We start from the raw sequence: 19,755 nt of genomic DNA, 5'->3' as shown, positions 1-19,755 counted from the left end.
CGGACCCGGGTGCCGACCCGGGTGACGCAGGCCACGCCCGCCCGACCCGCTTGTACGGACAACTTCAGGCGTTCGTCTGACGTACAGCCGGCCGCCACGAGCGGTCCTCCGGCCGGTACCGCGCCCACGCTGTCCTTGGGGACGCCGTCCTCCCCCCGACACGCAGAGGTCACCCACCATGGCTGAGCTGAGCCGCCGGCGATTCTTCCAACTGACCGGCGCGACAGTCGCGTTCTCGGCACTGTCGCAGAGCATCGCGCGCGCCGCATCGATCGCCCCGCAGGGCACCACCGGCACCATCCAGGACGTCGACCACATCGTCGTGCTGATGCAGGAGAACCGTTCGTTCGACCACTACTTCGGGGCGATGAAGGGCGTCCGCGGCTTCGGCGACCCGCGCCCGGTGACCCTGCCGAGCGGGAAGCCGGTCTGGTACCAGACGGACAGCGCGAAGAAGGAGGTGCTGCCGTTCCGCCCCGAGGTGAACGACCTGGGCATGCAGTTCGTCCAGGACCTCAACCACGACTGGGCCGGCGGCCACAAGGCCTTCAACAACGGCAGGTACGACCAGTGGATCCCCGCCAAGACGGCCACCACGATGGCGTACCTGACCCGCCAGGACATCCCGTTCCACTACGCGCTCGCCGACGCCTTCACCATCTGCGACGCGTACCACTGCTCCTTCATCGGCTCCACCGACCCCAACCGCTACTACATGTGGACCGGCTACACCGGGAACGACGGTGCCGGCGGCGGCCCGGTGCTGGGCAACCAGGAGGCCGGCTACGGCTGGATGACCTACCCGGAGCGCCTGGAGAAGGCCGGGGTCTCCTGGAAGGTCTACCAGGACATCGGCGACGGCCTCGACGCGGCCGGCGGCTGGGGCTGGATCGGCGACGCGTACCGCGGCAACTACGGCGACAACTCGCTGCTGTACTTCAACAACTACCGCAACGCCAAGCCCGGCGACCCGCTCTACCAGAAGGCCCGCACCGGCACCGACGCCAAGGCCGGCGAGGGCCTGTTCGACGGCCTCCGCCGGGACGTGCAGGCCGGTACGCTGCCGCAGATCTCCTGGATCGCCGCCCCCGAGGCCTTCACCGAGCACCCCAACTGGCCCGCCAACTACGGTGCCTGGTACGTCTCCCAGGTGCTGGACGCGCTGACCTCCAACCCCGACGTGTGGGCCCGCACCGCGCTGTTCATCACCTACGACGAGAACGACGGCTTCTTCGACCACGTCGTGCCGCCGTTCCCGCCGTCCTCCGCCGCGCAGGGCCTCTCGACCGTGTCGACGACGGCGGACCAGTACCCGGGCAGCACCGGCTACACGGCCGGCCCCTACGGTCTCGGCCAGCGGGTGCCGATGCTCGTCGTCTCGCCGTGGAGCACCGGCGGCTTCACCTGCTCCGAGACCTTCGACCACACCTCGATCATCCGGTTCATGGAGCGCCGTTTCGGTGTCCAGGAGCCCAACATCTCGCCTTGGCGGCGAGCGATCTGCGGTGACCTGACCGCGGCCTTCGACTTCACCAGTTCGAACGCGGCGCCGGCGGCGCTGCCCTCGACGGCCGGCTACCTCCCGCCGGACCGCAACCGCCACCCGGACTACGTGCCGACCCCGCCCGCCACCGGCACCATGCCCAAGCAGGAGCGGGGCAGCAAGCCCACCCGCCCGCTGAAGTACGCGCCCTACGTCGACGGCGCGGCCGACACCGTCGCCGGCAAGTTCGGCCTCACCTTCAGCGGCGGGGCCGCGGCCGGCGCCCAGTTCCTGGTGACCTCGCCGGTCCGCACCGACGGCCCGTGGACGTACACCGCCGAGGCCGGCAGGTCGATCGCGGACGCCTGGAACACCAAGTACTCCAAGGGCGTCACCGACCTGACCGTGCACGGCCCGAACGGCTTCCTGCGGCGCTTCCGCAACCCCGGCAGGACCGCCGGCCCCGAGGTCACCGCGCGCCACAACGCGGCCACCGGCAACCTCGACCTGACGTTCACCAACGCGGGCAGCGCCGACGCCGTCCTGACCGTCACCAACGCCTACGGCGGTGCGCCCACGACGGTCACCGTCCGCCGGGGCGTGACGGTCGCCCTCACCCTCGACCTGACCGCCGGGCACCGCTGGTACGACGTGACCGTCACCTCCAGCACCTCGACGGACTTCGTCCGCCGCCTGGCCGGGCACGTCGAGACCGGTGCCTCGGGCGTCTCCGACCCCGGGATCCTCACCTACTGATCCGTCGCCCCGCCGATCCGTCGCCCCGCCGATCCGTCGGCGGGGCGAGGGCCCATGCCGCCCCGGGTGCCGCGGCGCAACGGCGTCTCCGCCCGGCGGGTGCGGATCCGCCGGCGGCCGGGTGGCGGCGGATCCGCGGTGTCGTGGGGCCGGATCGGCTGCCGCTCGGCCCGCACGATCGCCACGTCGCCGCCCGGCCGGGGGCCCTGGTGGGCCGTCAGGAGCCGTGGACGGGCCGGCGCAGTGCCTCCGGGGCCGGGTCGCCGCCGGCCCTGTGCCGGACGACGACGTGCCTCACCTCAGGTTCTGCGGCGTGCGGCTCACCGTCCGACCGGCCTTGGCGGCCGCCCGTGCGAAGGCGACGGCGTCCAGGGGAGCCGCACCGCCGGGGTCGTTGTTGAAGTACGCGTACACGTCGGCCTCATCGGGCCAGGCCTCGCCGACCCTCGCCACCCAGGTGGCCAGCGACTGCCGACCGTAGCGGGGCGGCGGCTGCGCCAGACCGGCGTGGAAGCGCAGGTAGCCCCAGCCGGCGGTCCGCCACAGCGGCGTGCCGGGCGGGCCCGCCGGTCCGCCCAGCAGAGGGCGGCGCCGCGCCGTTCGAGCACTGCCCGGATCTCCGGCACCCACCATGAGGCGTGGCGCGGCTCGACGGCCACTCGCACCCCGGGCGGGAAGCAGCCCAGGCAGCTGTCGAGGAGGTCGACGTCCGCCCGCAGGGTGGGCGGGAGCTGGAGCAGGACCGGTCCGAGCCGCGGGCCCAGCCCTGCGGCGGCCGACAGGAGCCGCTGCACCGGCTCCTGCGGGTCCTGCAGGCGCTTGATGTGCGTGAGGTAGCGGCTCGCCTTGACCGCCATCACGAACCCCTCAGGGGTCCGCTCCTGCCAGGCGGTGAAGGTCTCGGCCTTGGGCAGGCGGTAGAAGGCGTTGTTGTTCTCCACCGTGGCGAACCGCCGGGCGTACTCCTCCAGCCAGATCCGCTGCGGCGTCCCCGGCGCGTAGAGGACGCCACGCCAGTCGTCGTACTGCCAGCCCGAGGTGCCGATGTACAGAGGCACACCTCCATGGAAGCACGGAACGCCGCCGACTGTTCGGTGCCCTGAGGCGAACCGGTCTCCCGGACGACCCCGACCGCAGCTCGCGGCGGCGGCGCCGTCCGCAGCTCCACCCGGTTCGCCCCGCCTGCCCTCCGTCCGTCGTGCCGGGCTCGGGAAGCCGCGCGCGGCGGCGCCTGCCCCGGGCGGGACGGTCAGGCTGCCGGGCGGATGACGGCGCCGACGCACGGGAGCTCCTCCGAGCCGGTGGCGGACGCCGCGGCGCGGACGGCCGTCCGGACGGCCGTCCGGCGTGCGGTCATGCGGTCAGCCATCTGCGCAGTCTCCCCCCGCGGGCCCGGTCGACCCAGGGCGCTGCGCGGCCGGCCGGCACGCCGAGGCCGTACCCGGCGGCGGTGCCCACCGCGGCCCGAGCAGCAGCCTCTGGTGTTTCGACGGCTAGGCGCTAACATGAGTCTTCCTCATATTTTGCGGAGAGGGTGTGGCGGAGTGCCGAATCGGCATGACTTTCCGGCGGGCTTCCGGTGGGGTGTCTCCACGGCGGCGTACCAGATCGAGGGAGCGGTGGAGGAGGACGGGCGCGGGCCGTCCGTTTGGGACGTGTTCGCGGCTCGACCCGGGGCTGTCCTGGACGGCCAAAGTGGGCGGGTCGCCTGCGACCACTACCACCGCTATCCCGAGGACATCGCTCTGATGAAGGACCTCGGCCTGGACGGCTACCGCTTCTCGATCGCCTGGCCCAGGATCCAGCCCGACGGCACCGGCCCAGCCAACTCCGTCGGACTCGCTTTCTATGACAGGCTGGTGGACGCCCTGCTTGCCGCAGGCATCACCCCGATGCCCACTCTCTTCCACTGGGACCTGCCCCAGGGCCTCGAAGATCGCGGCGGCTGGCTCGACCGCGACACGGCGTACCGGTTCGCCGAATACGCCGAGCTGGTGGTGGACCGGCTGGGCGACCGGGTGCCGGCTTGGATCACGCTCAACGAGCCGTTCGTCCACATGGTTTACGGTTACGCGCTCGGCATTCACGCGCCCGGACGCGCCCTGATGCTCGATGCCTTGCCCGTAGCCCACCACCAGCTCCTCGGGCACGGGCTCGCGGCCGCCGTACTGCGCGAGCGCGGTCGAGAGGTGCTCATCGCCAACAACCTCACCCCGGTCTGGCCGGCGAGCTCCTCGGAAGCCGACCAGGCGGCCGCCGTCGCTTACGACGCCCTGCACAACCGGCTGTTCACCGATCCGCTGCTGTTGGGGCGCTACCCGGACCTGAGTGCGTACGGCGTCGGCGAGGACCTCGGCGGGAGCGTCCGTTCAGGCGACCTGAAGCTGATCGCCGGTCCGGGCCTGGACGGGCTCGGTGTCAACTACTACAACCCGACCCGCATCGCTGCTCCCACCGACCCCGGGCTCCCCTTCGCGGAAGCCGAGATCGAAGGCGTCCCGCGAACCGCCTTCGGCTGGCCCGTCGTTCCGGACGGCCTGCGCGAACTCCTCGTCGGCCTTCAGCGGCGCTACGGTGCCGCGCTGCCGCCGATCACCATCACCGAGAACGGCTGCTCCGTCACGGACGAACCTGGCCCCGACGGAGCCATCCTCGACCAGCCGCGGATCGACTTCTTGTCCGGCCACCTCGACGCCCTCGCTGCAGCGACCACCCAGGGTGTGGATGTTCGTGGCTACTACACCTGGTCTTTGATCGACAACTTCGAGTGGGCTCAGGGATTCGAACAGAGATTCGGCCTCGTGCACGTTGACTTCACCACGCAGCGCCGAACCCCGAAGTCCTCGTACGCCTGGTATCGCCAGGTGATCGAGGCCCATCGGGCCCGACATGCGGGGTAGCCTCGCGGCGGTCCCCGGGGGAGGCGATGCGGATCGGCGCCGCCTGACCAGACAGTAGACGGAGACTCCGGTCGCGCCAAACGACCACCCGGGCAGGACTCGTGCACCACCTCCCTGGGCCCAAGGCCGCTCCTGACCCGGCAAGACTCGAAGGCTCACAACGCCGTAACACCACACGCCCGGCTGCCGGCGGTCAAGCCGCAGCGGTGCCAGCAGTGCTTCGACTTGACCGGCGGTGTATGCCGACGGCGTCCAGACTCAAGGCGTCTCGGCCCCACCACGTTGCGACACCGTGGCAGGTGCGGCGCCTGGCCACCCGGCCGGGCGCCGCCGGGCCATCGGGCCGCCAGGGCGGTGTCGCTGTCAGTCGAGGATGACGGTCATCTTGCCCAGTGCCCGACCACTCTCCATCACGCGGTGGGCCTCGACGATCTGCTCGAAGCGGAAGGTCCGAGTCGGGCGTGCGCGCAGGGACCCTGCCTCGACCTTGGCGTAGATGGTGTCCAGCGGGATGTCGGAGAGGGGGAACTCAGGGCTGCCGAGGACGAACGCGCTGCCGAAGAAGCTGAGCCGGACGCCGCTGGGAAGGTCGCTGATCGGGTCGAAGTCGGGTACCGGTGCGAAGCCGCCCAGGAAGCCGACCTGGCAGACCCGTCCACGGGGCCGGACGGTGGCGAGCGAGTCGCGTAGGGCACTGTTGCCGACGACGTCCAGGACGGCGTCCACGCGGATGCTCCGGTCTCGGACCTGGGTGCTCAGTCGGCCGTCGTCGATGAGCACGTCCTCGGCTCCGAGGTCCTTGAGCAGGACGGCGTGGTCGGGGTTGCGGGTGGTGGCGAGGACGCGGGCGCCGTGGTCGACGGCGAGGTTGACGGCAGCCTGGCCGAGCGAGGAGGTCGCGCCGCGGACCAGGACCGTCTCGTCGGGGCGCAGCTCCAGGTTGCCGAACAGGCCGCTCCAGGCAGTCGAATAGACCTCGGGGACGGCTGCCAGGTCGGCCCATCCGAGTGAGGAGCGGACCGGCACCACGTTGGTCGCGGGTACCGTCACGAGTTCTGCATAGCTGCCGTTGCGGGTGCGGCCCATGCCGCCGAGGATTGCCACCACGGTTATGCCGGTGGGGAGTTCGCCGGACGGGTCGGCTTCGACGGTTCCGGCGCACTCGATCCCGGTGACGGCGGCGACCTCGCCCCAGGCCCCCGCGCGCATGTACGCCTCGGCGTGGTTGAGGCCGATTGCCTTGACCCGGATCAGTACCTCGCCCGCCGCCGGCACGGGGTCGGGCAGCTTGGTGAGGGTGAGTACCTCGGGGCCGCCGTAGGTGGAGATGATGATGGCCTTCATGATCGCTTCCTTTTCTTGAATGACTATTCAAATATTGGGCCGGAAGAAGGGCCACCGTGTCCGGTGGCCCTTGTCTGCTTCGTTGCGCTCAGTTGAGGGCGGCGAAGGCGTTGTCGGTGATGGCGCGCAGCAGCGCCTCGTCCGGGTTGGCCTTGCCCACGACCATCAGCCCCTGGCAGGTCGCGACCAGCAGCTTGGCGCTGCCGGCCGGATCCACCGAGTCGCGGATCTCGCCGCGACGGTGGGCGTTCTCCAGTGCCGTGGTCATGCAGCGTTCCAGGCGGGCGAGGTGGCCGCGGACGACGGCCGCCGCCTCGTCGTCCTCGGCCGCGTTCTCGATCGCGGTGTTCACCAGGAGGCATCCCTGTCGGCCCTCGGGGCTGAGCAGGTCCTGCACCAGTCCGTCGAAGTAGCCCCGCAGCTCCGCCAGGCCGGCGCCGGCCGCCTCCAGCTCGCCGAGTTTCTGCGGCACGACCAACCGGGAGTAGCGCTCCAGCGACTTCAGGAACAGTGCCCGCTTGCCTCCTGGAAAGGCGCTGTAGATGCTGCCCGGTTTCACTCCGGTCGCCTTCACCAGGTCCTCGATCGAAGTTGCCCGGTAGCCGCGTTCCCAGAACCGCAGCATGGCCCCGTTCAGTACGGTCTCGGGCTCGAACTCGCGGCGTCTGGGCATGGGACGAACATACATGAGCGACCATTCAAGAACAACCCATGCTCTGCGGTGCGAGGGGAAGAGCTCAGGCGGCGAGCAAGTCGCTGAGTAGAGCAATGCCGGCGAGGTCGTCTGCGGGTTCGACGGGCCGAGGGCTACCACCAGCGGTTCGGACGCGTCCACGTCGACTTCGAGACGCAGCGGCGCACCCCGCGCGCGTCGTACGCCTGGTATCGCGACCTGATCGCCGCTCGCCGGGCGCGGAGTTCGCGGTAGCTCACGCGTTGCTCCTCGGGGGACGGTAGACGGGAAGACCGGCCGCGCGACCTGGCCGCGCCATCAGATCCGGCAGGCTGTGCGGCCGCCAGGGCGAGCCTGCTCGGGCGGGGTCCGCCGCCGGGGCGCGCTGTCCGGTGCGAGTCGCGCGGCCACCGCAGGCGGCTCGCACCGGACCGCTGCGGTCACTCCTCGTCGTCGCCGTCAGCAGCAGGATTCTCGGGAGACCAGCGGAGCATGACGTCGAAGTGGACGCCGGCGGAGCCGCCCGCCAGGATCACGCCGACGCTACCGTCCAGTTTGACGCCGAACTTGACCTCGATCTCGTCAGGGCGGCGTGGCATGGCGCGGAACGCTTCGATCACGTCGGATGCCGTGTTGACCACGGTGTGCAGCGAGTCCCGCACCGTGGCGCCCGCTCTCTCCAGACTTCCCCGGCCGGCAGGCGCAACTCCTGCGCCGGTATCCTCGCTCTCGACCACCAGAGTCCCGCCGGACGCGAGGGTGAATTCGGTGCGTGTTGTCACTTGGCCTCCTGGCTCGGGGATCGTGAGGGTGCGCAGACGGAGTTCTTCGCCGACTGCGGATAGGCGTCGGCCTGGATCTTGTCCAGCCCGGCGAGGATCGTCGGCAGTCGGGTCGGATCGTTCAGGTAGTCGAGCACCGCGCGGTTGAACGCGGCCGCCATGGTGCTGGGCATGCTGTCCGAGGCGTCGAAGCACAGGGTGGCGGGCGAGGTCAGCAACTCGGCGATCCGGCGGGCGACGCTGCCGGGCGGCGCCATTCGCGTGGTGACGGTGTGGTTGGCGGAGAACGCGGATTCCGGCTGCCGGTCCGGCCAGATCTGCTGGGCCTGCGGGCTCGCGAGGTAGGCCATGAACTTCTCGGCCTCGGGCGAGTCGCGGAACATCGCGACGAGGTCTCCCGACACCTCGTACGCCGGCTTCGGTGTCGTCATCGGCTGGAACTGGGGGAACGGGACGAAGTCGTACTCCTTCCCCGAGACGGGTTCGGCCGGTGCCGCGGGGTCCGGGGCGACGAGGGCGCCGTGTTCGAGGTAGCAGCCGGGCGGTTCGGTGAAGAGCGGATAGGCCCCCTCGCCGTAGCTGGTCAGGAGCGCGGTCAGCCGGCCGCCGTGGATCGCGCCCTGTGCGGTGACGGTCCGGCCCCATTCCTGCCAGGCCGAGTCGACCTCCGGCGATGTCCACTTGAGCTTGCCGTCGACCCAGTCCATGTATGCGTCGGCACCCGACTGGTGCAGCAGGATGTCCTCGATCCAGTCGGTGCCCGGCCAGCCCGAGTTGGGCGGATCGGCCACGGCCAGGCACCAGGGCGTCTCGCCCTTCTGGGCCAGCGACTGGCCGAGGCCGACCAGGCCGGCCCAGCTGTCGGATGCCTGAGGGGCGAGCCGCCGGGGGTCGTACCAGATGAGGCTCTTGACGGAGGCCTTGACCACGACGGCGTACAGAGCGCCGGCCTTTGCCTCCCCGAGGCGATACCACGGGTCGTAGTCGGACTTCAGTAGATCGACGAGCCGGCTGCCGAGTGCCCTGTCCTGGAACCGGTCCAGCGGGACCAGCTCTTCCTGTTGGGCGTAGGAGCGCAGCGCCCCGGGGTTCGGCAGGACGGCCAGGTCCGGTCCCTCGCCCTTCTGGACGCCGGTCCGCAGCACCTGGTCGAGCGCCCTGGTGGGGGAGGCGCGGACGGTGATGCCTGTCTCGGCCTCGAAGGCCGTGAGCACGGCCTGGAAGGAGTCCTTCTCGGCGTCGGCGGTCCAGGGCGTCAGGATGCTCAGGACACGCCGGCCGGACGAGCCCCCGAGGCAGGAGGCGGACGCCGCCAGCAGGGTGAGGACCAGGAGGAGCCGGAGAGCTGCCTGGCGCTTGCGCTGCATCATCGGCCTCCGAACCGGTACTCGTCGATGCGCGGACCCAGGGCGCGAGCGGCCGCCGCGGCTGCAGCCAGGGGCAGCAGCACGAGAACTGCCAGGCGTTCGGAGAACCAGGCGCCCGCGTCGGTGACGCCGCGCGTGAACCTGGCCTCGGCCTGGGCCTGTCGGTGACCGGCCTGATCCGGCCCGACGGTCGCCGGCGCGGAGGTCGGCGGTGTCAGGTGGGTCCCGCAGGACGTGGCGGCCGGGCATGCCCGCGCGACGATGGCGAACAGGTCCGCGTCGGCTTCGGCGGCGGACCGGCTCGCCTGCTGCCGTGTCAGGGTGACGGCTTCCACGAACGGACCGTCCAGGGCGGAGCGAAGGTGCCCGCCCGAGGCATGGAGCGACAGACCGCACGACAGGGCCGCCGCGGTGAGGGCGAGCACAGCGGTCGTCAACGGGAGGCTCAACCGACGCCGGAACCGGCGACGCAGCACCGACCGTGTCCGAGCGAACAGCGCCAGTAGCAGCGCGAAGGGCACCAGGAACAGCAGAACCGTGGTGCCGGCCAGCCACACCGAGCCGCGCCGGGCGGTCAGTGCCGCGCTCTCCTCCTTCCGTAGCCGGTCCAGCGTGTTCAAGACCTCCTGGTACTGCAGGGTGGCGTACCACAGGGCCGGCAGGGCGCGGGTGATCTCGCCGGTCTGCTGGTAGTCGGCGGTGGCCTGCTCGATCTCGGCGTTGTAGTTGACGACGAGCCCTTCGACGAGTTGCAGATCGCTGCTGCCCGCCGGGCCGGCCACGTTGTATCCGGCCAGTTCCGCCAGGTTCTGGTTGATCGCGGCGATGTCGTTCCGGTAACGGTCGCCGAGTCCGCCGAGGACCACGGTGTCGTGCCGGAAGCCGTGCACCGCCACGCGTTGGGCATCCGCGAGCGCGCTGTACGCCGCCTCGGCCCGGAGCACGGCAGGGGCGGCCCGCCCACCGGCGGCGTCGATACCGGCGTGTGCGCGGCCGGACACCACCAGGCACAGCGCCCCGGTCAGCAGGCTGCCCGCCACCAGCGCCCCGCGGAGCCGGCGCAGGGTGCGCGCGGTCGTGGAGGGCGTCGCCGGTTCGTCCGCCGCCGGTTCAGGCACGACCGCGGTGGTGGCTGTCATCCGCCCATCACCGGTGAGCTGCCCGTGAACTCGTAGTCGCATTCGAGGTTCTCGCAGTACCGTGCCCCGGCCACCGCGACCCGGCCGCACCGCGGGCATTCGGGCCCCGGGGCCGACGGGTACCCGGGCGCCGGATCGGCACGCGGCGCGGGGTTGTGCGAGGGGCCGTACGAGGCGCTGGTGACCGTGCCCATCATGGCCTGCAGGACATAGTCCGGATCCAGCCCGGGGAGGAGGCTGACCACGCCGCGTACGGCATCCTCGACCCGGACGACCTTGCCCAGCCGCCGTAGCGCGTCCTCGTTGCGCAGCTCGGCGGCCAGCGCCACGGCGCGGCCCCAGGCATCGCACGCCCCGTGGCGATCCCCCTGGCGGTACAGTGCCCCACCCCGCCATCGGAGCGCGTACAGCTCCTTCTCCCGCTCGTGGCGGCGTCGATCGGCCCCGAGGACGGTCTCCGGGGCCGGCTGGTCGAGCCAACGCGCGCTGACCACCTCCACAGAGCTGACGGGTGTGGCCAGTTCGGTGCCGATCGCTCCGGTGACCACCTCGATGGAGGCCAGGGTCTCCGCGTCGGCGCCGACCGTCCGGTCGCCGGTCACGACGAAGGTCGCGACGTATCGGCGGGCCTCGCTGCTCCACGGGCCGGTCGGGTAGTCGGCCGCCGCTGTTCCGGCCAGTGGCAGGCGATGGCCGATCAGGTCGGCCAGCGCCGGGTGGGCCTGTTCGAGGACCGACACCGAAACTCCCGGTGCGCAGGGCACCCGCAGGGCCAGGTCGGACAGCGTGCGGCCCATCGCGGTGCGGATCAGTGCGCGGAAGTCGGAGGCCAGGTCGGCCAGGTCGGGTACCGCGTCCGCCGTGCCCTGGAGTTCCTCGGCGATCCGTCTCAGCTCGGCGGGTTCCCAGTCCGCTCCGATACCGCGGGCGTCGCAGGTGAACACGGAACGGCAGTCGGCGAGCACGGTCTCCATCGACCGGGCCGACCGGTCCTGATGCTCGTTGCGCCCATCGGTGAGCAGTAGCGCGTGGCAGATCAGATCGCCGTGCGGTTCGAGCAGTTCACGGGCCTTGTCGAGCCAGGCGCCGATGACCGTGCCCTGGGCGCCGGGGGCGATCCGGTTGACAGCCTGCTTCGCCTCCGCACGGGTAGCGGCGTTCGCCGGGGCGAGGAAGGACTCCCGAGGGTAGATCATGGTCGCCTGGTGGGTACCGGCGACCACCGCGAAGCGGGTGCCTTCGCGCAGGGTGTCGATGGCGGCGCAACTCGCCTCCTTGGCCCGTTGGAGCTTGGTGCGCGGATCGCTCATCGACCCCGACTGGTCCAGCAGGATCACCTCGGCGAACCGCGCACCGCGCGGCGGGTTCGCCGGCCGGTCGGCCGCGGTGGTGGCGACCACGCTGAGGTAGACGTGCACTTCGCGCTCGTCGAGAGAGCGGTACCTGTCGTAGTTGGCCTCCAGAGTGACGGTCGGTGCTTCGCTCACGTGCCAAGCTCCTCATCTGTGGGAAAGTTGACGGATGATTCGAAGGTCCCGGCTCACCGCGTGGTGACCGGCCTTACGGCATTGGCCAGATCGACGAGCACGGTGTGGCGGATCTCGTCCGGTGCCCACTTGGCGAACGCCCGATACTCCTTCTCCAGCCTCAACCGGATCTCGTGTTCCGTGACGTCGTCGTCAGACTTGGTTCGGCCCGGTTGCGGGCCGCGCCGGCGGTCGAGCCTTGCCTCCAGGATCAGGGCGGCGAGCCGACGCCGCTCTGGCTCGTCCAACGGCAGTGTGGCCAGAAGCTGCTCGGCTTCAGCGAGGTCCGCGCGCTCGGGCAGGCCCTCGGGGCCCGCGTCGAGCCGCCCTACGTGAATGCACAGCGCGGCGATCCGCGCCGCCCGATGGTGCGGTGAGGTGTCGGGTATCTGCCTCAACGCCGAGATCGCGCCGGCCCGGTCACCACGGCGGAGCCTCGTCCGGGCGTGGCCGAAGGCGGCGCTCTCGTGCCAGCTGTCGGTCCGCCACACCGACAGGTAGGCCGCCGCTGCGGCGTCGAGCTCCTCGTCGTTCGCCGCTCGGTTCGCCGCTCGGTACTCGGCGCACAGTGCCAGCGCGAGCTGCGGTGCGAGCTCACCCGGCAGCATCTGGTGGCAGGAGGTGAACATCTTCTCCGCGCCGCCGAGCTGCTGCTCGGCCAGTGCCATCAGTCCCTCATGCCAGTTGAGCCGCCAGCCGGGCCGCAACAGGCCCCTCGCCTGGTCCAGTGCGGCGCGCGCCGCCTCGAGGTCGTCAAGCCGCAGGTGGAGTCGACAGCGCAGCAACTCGACCTCGGGCGAGGACGCATGGGCGGAGGCCGGGGCGGGATCGGCGTAGGAGGCGAGCTGGGACAGCGCGACCGCCGGATCGGCGCTGACCGACGCCCTGAGGAACCCGGCAGCGGGGTCGCGGGCGTCGACCAGCGGCTCGGGCAGCCTGGCCGCTGCCATGACCGGCGTGGGCGGCGCGGTGGCGAGCGGACGGCAGCTGCCCTCGACCGCCGCCCGCAGCGCCGCGGAGCTCGTCCACCGGTCGAGCGGCGGCACCGTCCCGAGCCCGGGGTCGATCAGCGCGGTGGAGCGGGCGAAGAGCAGCGACGGCGCGGTGTACTGGGTGCCGTCGCGGCGTGATACCAACTCGCGGAGCACGCCGCTCAGTTGGCCTGCCATTTCGGCTGCCGAGGCGAAGCGCAGCTGCGGATCGTCATGGGTGGCGCGACTGATGAGCCGGTGCAGCGAGGTGAAGCGGGCACTGTCCGGGTCGGCGGTGTACCACCGGAAGAGCGACTCCAGGGTCCTGCCCACCGTATGGAGGTCGGTGGCGACAGTGGGCCCGGTGACCATCAGCTCCGGGGCCCTGTACTCCTCCGAGTACGCCCCGCTGCCCGGTGTCCCGGCCTCGCGAACCGCGCCGAGGTCGATCAGCTTGATCTGGGAGCCGTACACCATCAGGTTGCTCGGCTTCAGGTCGCAGAACAGGTACTGGTTGTCGTGGAGGTACTGGAACGCCCGCAGTACGCGCAGGACGTAGCCGATGACCTGCTCGGTCGCCAGTCGGCCGAACAGTTCCGGGTGCTCCAGGGAGTAGCCGGGTACGTATTCCATCACGAGGTAGCCGTGGTAGCCGCGCCCGGATCCGCCTGCCGGCTCGTGTGTCACGAAGTCGTAGATGTCGACGATGTCGTCGTGTCTGAGCTCGATCAGGAACCGCTTCTCCTCGCACGGTCGACCGCGTTCACCACGAGGACTATCGGCGAGCCCAACTCCTCCAACTGGCGGAAGAGATCATCGGTGACGCGATCGGTCAGCAGGCTCAGACCGAGGTGATCTTCGCACTGACCAGCCACGTACTGGCCGTCGAGCATCGTCCCGGCCCCGTGCACGCGCCCCCGGGTGTCCTCGATGCGCGCCAGCCAAGGATCCTCCCGCCCCATGGCGGAAGACGTTACGCCAGAAGTGATCTGACAGGTAGTCATTGAACGTGATCGGATCAGGCCACACCCCCCGGCCGGTGCTGCTCGGGTGCCCACCGGAGCCCGGGGATCGGTGCACTACCCCGGTATCACGTGCGACAGCGGCAGGCCTTCGAAGAGGCCACCGCCTCCTCGCGCCAGTGCGGGCGCCAGCCCCGGGCCTCGGTGCGGGCCGCATCGGCGCAGCGGCGCATGTCGGAGCGGAGCTTGTCGTCCACGCCCAGCAGCCGGGCCAGCTCGCGGACGTGCTCGACCGTTTCGTCGGGGCAGTGCGGGTCACCGAGCGCGGACTCCACCACGGCCCGCTGCGTCCCGTCCGCGGCGGCGAGCAGGGCGCTCACGGCGTAACTGCGGCGGCCGGCGCGGAGGTCGGTGCCGGTGGACTTGCCGGTGGTGCCGTCGTCGCCGAACAGGTCGAGGTAGTCGTCGCGGAGCTGGCCGCCGATGCCGACCAGGGTCGCGTACCGGCGCAGCCGTGCGTCGTGGCGGGCCACGTCCTCACCTGCGGCCAGCAGGCCCAGTCGCAGCGGGGCGAGCACGGAGTACCGGGTGGACTTGTACTCGCAGACGGTGTGCAGGAACTCCTCGTCCGGGAGCGGCCGGAAGTCGCGTTCAAGGTCGACGATCTGGCCGGTGACCGTCTCGGCGCCGGCGTCGAGCTGTACCTCCAGCATCGCCTGGCGCAGCTCGGCGGGGACGTCCGCGTCCAGCAGGACCCGCATCGCGAGGAAGGCGGCGAGGTCCCCGGCCAGGAGGGCCAGGCCGAGGGCGGTGCGGTCCGCCTCCGGGAAGTCCCGGCGGTAGGCGTAGTAGGTGGAGGGGCCGCCGCGGCGCAGGGGCGTGTCGTCGATGATGTCGTCGTGGACGAGCCCGTGCGTCTGGAGCAGTTCGATGCTCAGGGCGGCCTCGGCCAGGCCGGGTACCGGGTCGGTGGTCACCAGCCGGGCGGCCTCGTACAGCAGGGCGACCCGCAGCCGCTTGCCGCCGCGCAGTGAGAGGTCCCGCAGCAGTTCCAGGCAGCGTGGGGTGAACCGGCTGAGCGGCGGGGTGTCGAGGCGTTCCGGGAGGGCGGCGAAGTAGGCCTCGAAGCGGAGGTCGAACCGGTGCCGGTGTCCGGCGGCTCGCTCGCGGGCTTCTGCCATGATCGTCTCGTTCACGGGGCCCACCCTCTCATCCGCATGGGCGCGCCCCCGCCGCCGGGCCGTGGCCGGATCGTCCTTGTCGGCGGCTCAGGGCGCCGCCAGGGCGTCGATCCGCCGGAGTTCGGTGAGGATGTCGTCGAGCGTGCGGCAGCCGTCGGGGACGTGGGCCGAGGCGGTGGCGAGCGAGGTGGCGGCGGGCCCCCGGCCGTCGATGGCGTCCGCCACGGCCGCCAGTGCGGCGGTCACCTCCCGCCGGGCCGGCGGGGCCGGTCGGGGCGCGCCGTGTTCCAGGCGTACGGCGCAGGCGGTGGCGGCGTCGGCGATGCGTTCGGCACCGGCGGTGACGCGGAGCCAGTCCCGGTCCGGCGCCGTACGGAGCTCGGCAGCGGCGTGCTCGGCGGCGGTGCGGGCCTGTGCGAGCGCCTGGTACGCGGCACGACGCAGCACCGCCCGCCGGTCTGCGTGGTGCACGGCGTGCGCGTGGTGTGCGGAGCGCGCCTGGTGGGCGTGGTGCGCGTCGCGAAGGTCCGGGTCCGTGCGGTGCGGCTCCCCGGGTTCGTCGAGGATGTGATCCAGGTAGTGGTGGATGTCGCGCAGCGCCTGGGCGGAGCGGTGGCCCACGCCGGCACGGGAGTCGACGAGAGCCGGCAGGTGGCCGACCAGGAGCACGATCGCGCAGGCGATCGCGGTGTCGCCGAGGCGGGAGGTCACGGCCTGGGTGTCGCCGCCGAGGGTGACGAAGGCCAGCACGGTGACGGTGATGACGGCGGTCTGGAGTCCGAAGTGGCACAGGGCCGACGGCAGCAGGGCACCGGCGATCGCGACCGCCGCGACCGGCCACCAGGCGCCGGTTCCGGCCGCGCTCGGCGCGAACGCGGCGAGCACCGCGAACAGCAGGACGCCGACGGCCGTGCCCGCGAAGCGGTTGACGACGCGGGAGAACAACGGCCCGTAGTCCGGCTTGACCAGGAAGGCGGCGGTTGCCGGCAGCCAGTACCAGTGGTCGGTCCGCAGCAGCAGGGCGGCGGCGGTGCTGACGGTCACGCAGACGGCGACGCGCAGTCCGTACTCGCGTCCGGCGGGCCCGGCCGGGTGCACCCGGCTCCGTGGACGGCCCGGCGCGGTCCGTGGCGTCCCCGTGCGGTCGGTGCCGCTCAGCGTCCGGTCGGGCCGCCCGACGCCGGGGCCGGCGAGGCTGAAGGCCAGTCCGGCGTCGAGGAGGGCACGGTCGAACGCGGTGCGGGCCGGCGTGTCGGAGACGGGCGCGGGCAGCGGCCCGGGAGTCGTGTCGGTGCGGACGGCCGCAGCGAGGCGGCGCGGGCCGTCGCCGATCCGCTGTGGCAGGGGTTCGCTCTCCCACAGCAGTGCGACGGCCGCCTCGCAGAGGGCCGATGCGGCGGCCAGGCGTACGGACGCCCGGTCCGGCCCGGTCCGGCGGCGACCGGGCAGCGGGAGCAGGCGGCGCAGGCGCAGCGCCTCGTCGGCCCGGTCGAGTGCTGTGGTGAGGCGGCGCCGGGCCGCAGCGGCGCCGGGGGTGCCGACGGCTGCGAGCGCGTCCGCGAGGGCGTCGAACACGGCGGCGACGGCGAGCCGCTCGCCGGCGTCGTGTCCTCGGGCGGTGCCGCGCGGGCGGACGGCGAGCCGTTGCAGCACGATCCATGAAGCGCCGGCCAGGTAGCAGCACGCCTTCAGCGGACCGGGTGACTGGAGCGGCATGCCGCTGCCGACGGCGGCGAGGACGAGCAGCTGGACGGCAGCGGCCGAGCTGACCGGCCCGGCGACGCTGATCGCACCGGAGACGAGGCCGACGGCGCCCAGCAGCGGGACGGCCCACCAACCGTCGGCGACACCGAGCAGCAGGCCGAGTGCGCCGCCGAGAGCCGGGACGCCGATGTGCAGCAGACCCGCCCGGCGGGTACCGGCGCGGTCGTTGATGCCGGCGAACAGGGCGCCGAGCCCGGCGAGCACGGCCTCGTGGGGGTGGCCGAGGGCGACCCCGGCGGCGAGCAGCGGGGCCATCCCGAGGGCCCCGCGCAGGGCGGCCGTCCAGGGGACGGGGCCGTGCTGGATGCGCAGGGGGTGGGCGAGCCAGTCGGGCGGGTTCGGACGGCGCACGGTCCTCCTCGGATCCGGTACCGGCACCCCGCGTCCGCTACGGACGAGGCGGTGGATCCGGTGGCTGCGGCGGATCCGGCGGCGGCGACGGATCCGATGGCAGCGACGACGCTTCGCAGCGTAGGCGGGCGGATCGTCCGGGCTGCTGCGCCGCCGTTACGCTCCGGATAAATCCGTCGTCCGCGGCTACCGGCCGGTGCCGTCCGGGGTGCGGGTCGGCGGGGGGAGGCGCAGCACCGGGAGGGCGCAGAGGACGGCGGCCGCGGTGGCGCAGACGGCGGCCATGGCGAGGACCGTCCAGACGGAGGGTGTGCGGGCGATGCCCGCGCCGATGCCGCTCAGCTCACCCTGCCGGTCGATGAGCCGCCGGACGAGGGGGACGGCGACGGCCGAGCCTACGGCGACGGTGACGAGGGCGATGGCCGTCCCCCGGACTGCGAGGACCACGGCGGACTGGCCCGGGGTCAGACCGGTCGCCCGGAGCAGGCCGAGGTCCCGGCGGCGTTCCTGGAAGCCGGCGGTGGCCGTGGTGACCAGGTCGACCAGGCAGATGAGGGAGAGCAGGAGCAGGAGGCCGATCACGCTGACCCGCAGGGCACCGGGCCGGGTGACCGGGCCGGTCGGGACGCGGATCTCCGTCCGGCCGGCGAGGCCGGCGCGGGCGGGGAGGTCGCGCTGGACCTCCGCCGGGTCCTGGCCGGGGCGCAGGGTCAGCTGCCAGAAGTCGGGGTGGGTGGGATCGCCGGGCCGGTCGAGGGTGTCGAAGCCGGTGGACAGGACACGCCCGCCGTGTTCCGGTTCGAGATTGCGCCCGACGATGTGCAGGATGCGCGGGGTGCTCCCGGTGGTGAGCCGCACCCACTGGCCGACCCGGGCGCCGAGCAGGTCGAGGGCGCCCTGTCCGGCGACGGCCTCGTCGGTGGCGCGGATCGCCCGGCCCTCGACGAGGGTGTACGGGTACGGGGCGTCGGTGGTGCCGACGGCGCGGAGGGTGAGCGTCGCGGACTGGCCGGGTGCGAGGGCCTGCACCTCGGCGCCCGGGTAGACGCCCTGCACGGCGACGTCGCCGGCCAGGGCGGCGGCGAGCTGCCCGTCCCCGGGCGTCTGGTCGGGGGTGGCGCGGCGGGCGGTGACGGCCGGCACGGTGGCGCCGCCGTCGGGCCGGGTGACGGCGTCGAGGGTCGTCCAGGTGCTCAGGGCCAGGGTGGCGGCGACGACCGGGACGGTCAGCCGCAGGGCGCTTCCGACCAGGTCCGAGCGCCGGCGCAGGACGCCGCCCAGCCCGATGGCGAGGGCCGGCGGCAGCCGTCGGAGGGGGCCGAGCCGGACCGGTCGGCCCGTCATGACGGGCGGCCGGGTGCCGTCGGTCGGAGGCACGGGGGCGACCCGGGCAGCCCGCAGGGCGGGCAGCGCGGCGGCGGCCCCGACGGCGAGGAGCGCGGCGGCGATCACGGCGCCGGTGGTCGCCGTGCCGCCGGGGACGAGCCCGGGCAGCGCGTCGGCCCCGCCGCCGAGGGCCGGTACGGCGTGGACGGCGATCGCGGCCCCGCCGGCGCCGAGCAGCACGCCGGTGCCGGCCAGCAGGAGCTGTTCGGCGATGAACATCCAGGCGACCTGGCCGGCGGTGAAGCCGAGCGCCTTGAGCAGGGCGATGTCGCCGGTCCGCGCCCGGATCCGGCCGCCGGCCGCACCGGCCACCACGAGGGCCGCGGCGAGCAGGGCGGCGATTCCGCTGAGGCCGAGCAGCAGGCCGGCCAGCCGGTTGTCCTGCTGCCGGGCGGCCCGCGCGTCCAGCCAGGTGGTGATCCGGGAGACCCGCTCGGCGCCGAGGACGCTGACTACCCGCTGGGCCGCGTACCCGGCGTCGGAGGGGCGGGCCAGCTTCAGACCGAGGGTGAGTCCCTGCGCCGCCCGCTCGGGCTGCACGAGGTCGAGGGTGGCGGGAGGAGCCCAGCCGAGGTCGTAGCCGGCGGCCTGGCTGGGCAACTGGTCGGGGCTGTCCGCGATGCCGACGACCTGGAGGTCGACCGGGCCGCCGCGGGCGTCGAGGACGGTCAGGTGGTCCCCGGTGCGGGCCCAGGCGGCGTCGGCCGCGGACTGTTCGAGCACGATGCCGTGGAGGTCGTCCGGATCGAGCCAGCGCCCGGAGCGCAGCAGCGGGCGGGCCGCGTCCGGGGTGTCGCCGCGCAGGACGAGCGTCGTGCGGCCGGGCGGGCCGGCGTCCGCGGCGCCGTCGGCGTGCCGGCCCACCAGGGTGGTCTCGGCGGTGTGCTGGGACGGTGAGACGGCGAGCACCCCGGGCTCGCCGGCGAGCACGGCGGCCGAGGGTTCGTCGGCGCCGCCCCGGGCGGTCGCGGACGGGCGCAGGTCGATCCGGATGTCCGGTGATCCCGCGGCACGGAACTGCCGCTGCCACGGGTCGGCGGCGGCGCCGAGCAGCGTGCCGGCGAGCAGGAGGGCGGCGGCCGTACCGCCGGTGGCGAGGACGATCAGCAGGGCGTGGAGGCGGTGCGAGCGCAGGTCGGCCCGGATCCAGCGCAGGACGGCGGACACCGG

The 19,755-nt window shown here is 72.8% G+C and carries 12 protein-coding genes and 3 pseudogenes; 3 read left to right on the top strand and 12 right to left on the bottom strand.

What is annotated here, in order from left to right:
* The first annotated feature begins 178 nt into the window (after window positions 1–178).
* Window positions 179–2,239, top strand: coding sequence for a phosphocholine-specific phospholipase C (locus MCM47_RS27810; RefSeq protein WP_238864464.1), 2,061 nt, complete (start codon window positions 179–181; stop codon window positions 2,237–2,239).
* Window positions 2,240–2,533: 294 nt separating this feature from the next.
* Here MCM47_RS27810 and MCM47_RS27805 read toward each other — a convergent pair.
* Window positions 2,534–3,297 (bottom strand): annotated as a pseudogene (locus MCM47_RS27805) (DUF72 domain-containing protein).
* A gap of 486 nt (window positions 3,298–3,783) precedes the next feature.
* Between MCM47_RS27805 and MCM47_RS27800 the strand changes: the two are divergent.
* Window positions 3,784–5,139, top strand: coding sequence for a GH1 family beta-glucosidase (locus tag MCM47_RS27800; protein ID WP_238864463.1), 1,356 nt, complete (start codon window positions 3,784–3,786; stop codon window positions 5,137–5,139).
* Window positions 5,140–5,502: 363 nt separating this feature from the next.
* Here the strand turns inward: MCM47_RS27800 and MCM47_RS27795 are convergent, their stop codons facing one another.
* Together MCM47_RS27795 and MCM47_RS27790 are read right to left on the bottom strand one after the other, a co-directional pair.
* Window positions 5,503–6,483 carry a zinc-binding dehydrogenase gene (locus tag MCM47_RS27795; RefSeq protein WP_238864462.1) on the bottom strand — a complete coding sequence of 327 codons (981 nt, stop codon included), beginning with the start codon at window positions 6,481–6,483 and terminating at the stop codon, window positions 5,503–5,505.
* A gap of 88 nt (window positions 6,484–6,571) precedes the next feature.
* On the bottom strand, window positions 6,572–7,156 hold the full coding sequence (locus MCM47_RS27790) for a TetR/AcrR family transcriptional regulator (RefSeq protein WP_238864461.1): 585 nt from the start codon (window positions 7,154–7,156) through the stop codon (window positions 6,572–6,574).
* Between the two features lie 126 nt (window positions 7,157–7,282).
* Between MCM47_RS27790 and MCM47_RS27785 the strand changes: the two are divergent.
* Window positions 7,283–7,411, top strand: a pseudogene (locus MCM47_RS27785) (family 1 glycosylhydrolase); the annotation flags it as partial.
* 185 nt (window positions 7,412–7,596) lie between these two features.
* Here MCM47_RS27785 and MCM47_RS27780 read toward each other — a convergent pair.
* The 9 genes and pseudogenes from MCM47_RS27780 to MCM47_RS41935 form a co-directional block, all read right to left on the bottom strand.
* Window positions 7,597–7,938 (bottom strand): CU044_2847 family protein, encoded by a 342-nt coding sequence (locus MCM47_RS27780; protein ID WP_238864460.1) that lies wholly within the window; start codon window positions 7,936–7,938, stop codon window positions 7,597–7,599.
* Window positions 7,935–9,308, bottom strand: coding sequence for an ABC transporter substrate-binding protein (locus MCM47_RS27775; protein WP_238864459.1), 1,374 nt, complete (start codon window positions 9,306–9,308; stop codon window positions 7,935–7,937). The genes MCM47_RS27780 and MCM47_RS27775 overlap by 4 nt, the downstream gene beginning before the upstream one ends.
* Entirely contained in the window at window positions 9,305–10,444 is a 1,140-nt protein-coding gene (locus MCM47_RS27770; protein WP_238864458.1) for a hypothetical protein, read from the bottom strand. The genes MCM47_RS27775 and MCM47_RS27770 overlap by 4 nt, the downstream gene beginning before the upstream one ends.
* Entirely contained in the window at window positions 10,441–11,931 is a 1,491-nt protein-coding gene (locus tag MCM47_RS27765; RefSeq protein ID WP_238864457.1) for a VWA domain-containing protein, read from the bottom strand. Before MCM47_RS27765 ends, MCM47_RS27770 begins: the two co-directional genes overlap by 4 nt.
* A gap of 53 nt (window positions 11,932–11,984) precedes the next feature.
* The gene (locus MCM47_RS27760; protein ID WP_238864578.1) at window positions 11,985–13,640 is read right to left on the bottom strand and encodes a tetratricopeptide repeat protein; all 1,656 of its coding nucleotides are present in this window, start codon (window positions 13,638–13,640) and stop codon (window positions 11,985–11,987) included.
* A 29-nt stretch (window positions 13,641–13,669) separates the two neighbouring features.
* Window positions 13,670–13,945 carry a hypothetical protein gene (locus MCM47_RS27755; protein WP_238864456.1) on the bottom strand — a complete coding sequence of 92 codons (276 nt, stop codon included), beginning with the start codon at window positions 13,943–13,945 and terminating at the stop codon, window positions 13,670–13,672.
* Between the two features lie 75 nt (window positions 13,946–14,020).
* Window positions 14,021–15,084 (bottom strand): annotated as a pseudogene (locus tag MCM47_RS27750) (polyprenyl synthetase family protein).
* An 87-nt stretch (window positions 15,085–15,171) separates the two neighbouring features.
* Entirely contained in the window at window positions 15,172–17,199 is a 2,028-nt protein-coding gene (locus MCM47_RS27745) for an FUSC family protein (RefSeq protein ID WP_238864455.1), read from the bottom strand.
* Window positions 17,200–17,385: 186 nt separating this feature from the next.
* On the bottom strand, window positions 17,386–19,752 hold the full coding sequence (locus MCM47_RS41935) for an FtsX-like permease family protein (RefSeq protein ID WP_238864454.1): 2,367 nt from the start codon (window positions 19,750–19,752) through the stop codon (window positions 17,386–17,388).
* Between the last annotated feature and the right edge of the window lie 3 nt (window positions 19,753–19,755).

This window comes from Kitasatospora sp. A2-31 (assembly GCF_022288725.1).
GTDB lineage: Bacteria > Actinomycetota > Actinomycetes > Streptomycetales > Streptomycetaceae > Kitasatospora.
This window is presented reverse-complemented; position numbering and strand designations above follow the sequence as displayed.

Coding starts and splice junctions, on each gene's coding strand:
- MCM47_RS27810 (WP_238864464.1), top strand. CDS start 179: ATGGCTGAGCTGAGCCGCCGGCGATTCTTCCAACTGACCGGCGCGACA.
- MCM47_RS27795 (WP_238864462.1), bottom strand. CDS start 6,483: ATGAAGGCCATCATCATCTCCACCTACGGCGGCCCCGAGGTACTCACC.
- MCM47_RS27790 (WP_238864461.1), bottom strand. CDS start 7,156: ATGCCCAGACGCCGCGAGTTCGAGCCCGAGACCGTACTGAACGGGGCC.
- MCM47_RS27775 (WP_238864459.1), bottom strand. CDS start 9,308: ATGATGCAGCGCAAGCGCCAGGCAGCTCTCCGGCTCCTCCTGGTCCTC.
- MCM47_RS27770 (WP_238864458.1), bottom strand. CDS start 10,444: ATGACAGCCACCACCGCGGTCGTGCCTGAACCGGCGGCGGACGAACCG.
- MCM47_RS27755 (WP_238864456.1), bottom strand. CDS start 13,945: ATGACTACCTGTCAGATCACTTCTGGCGTAACGTCTTCCGCCATGGGG.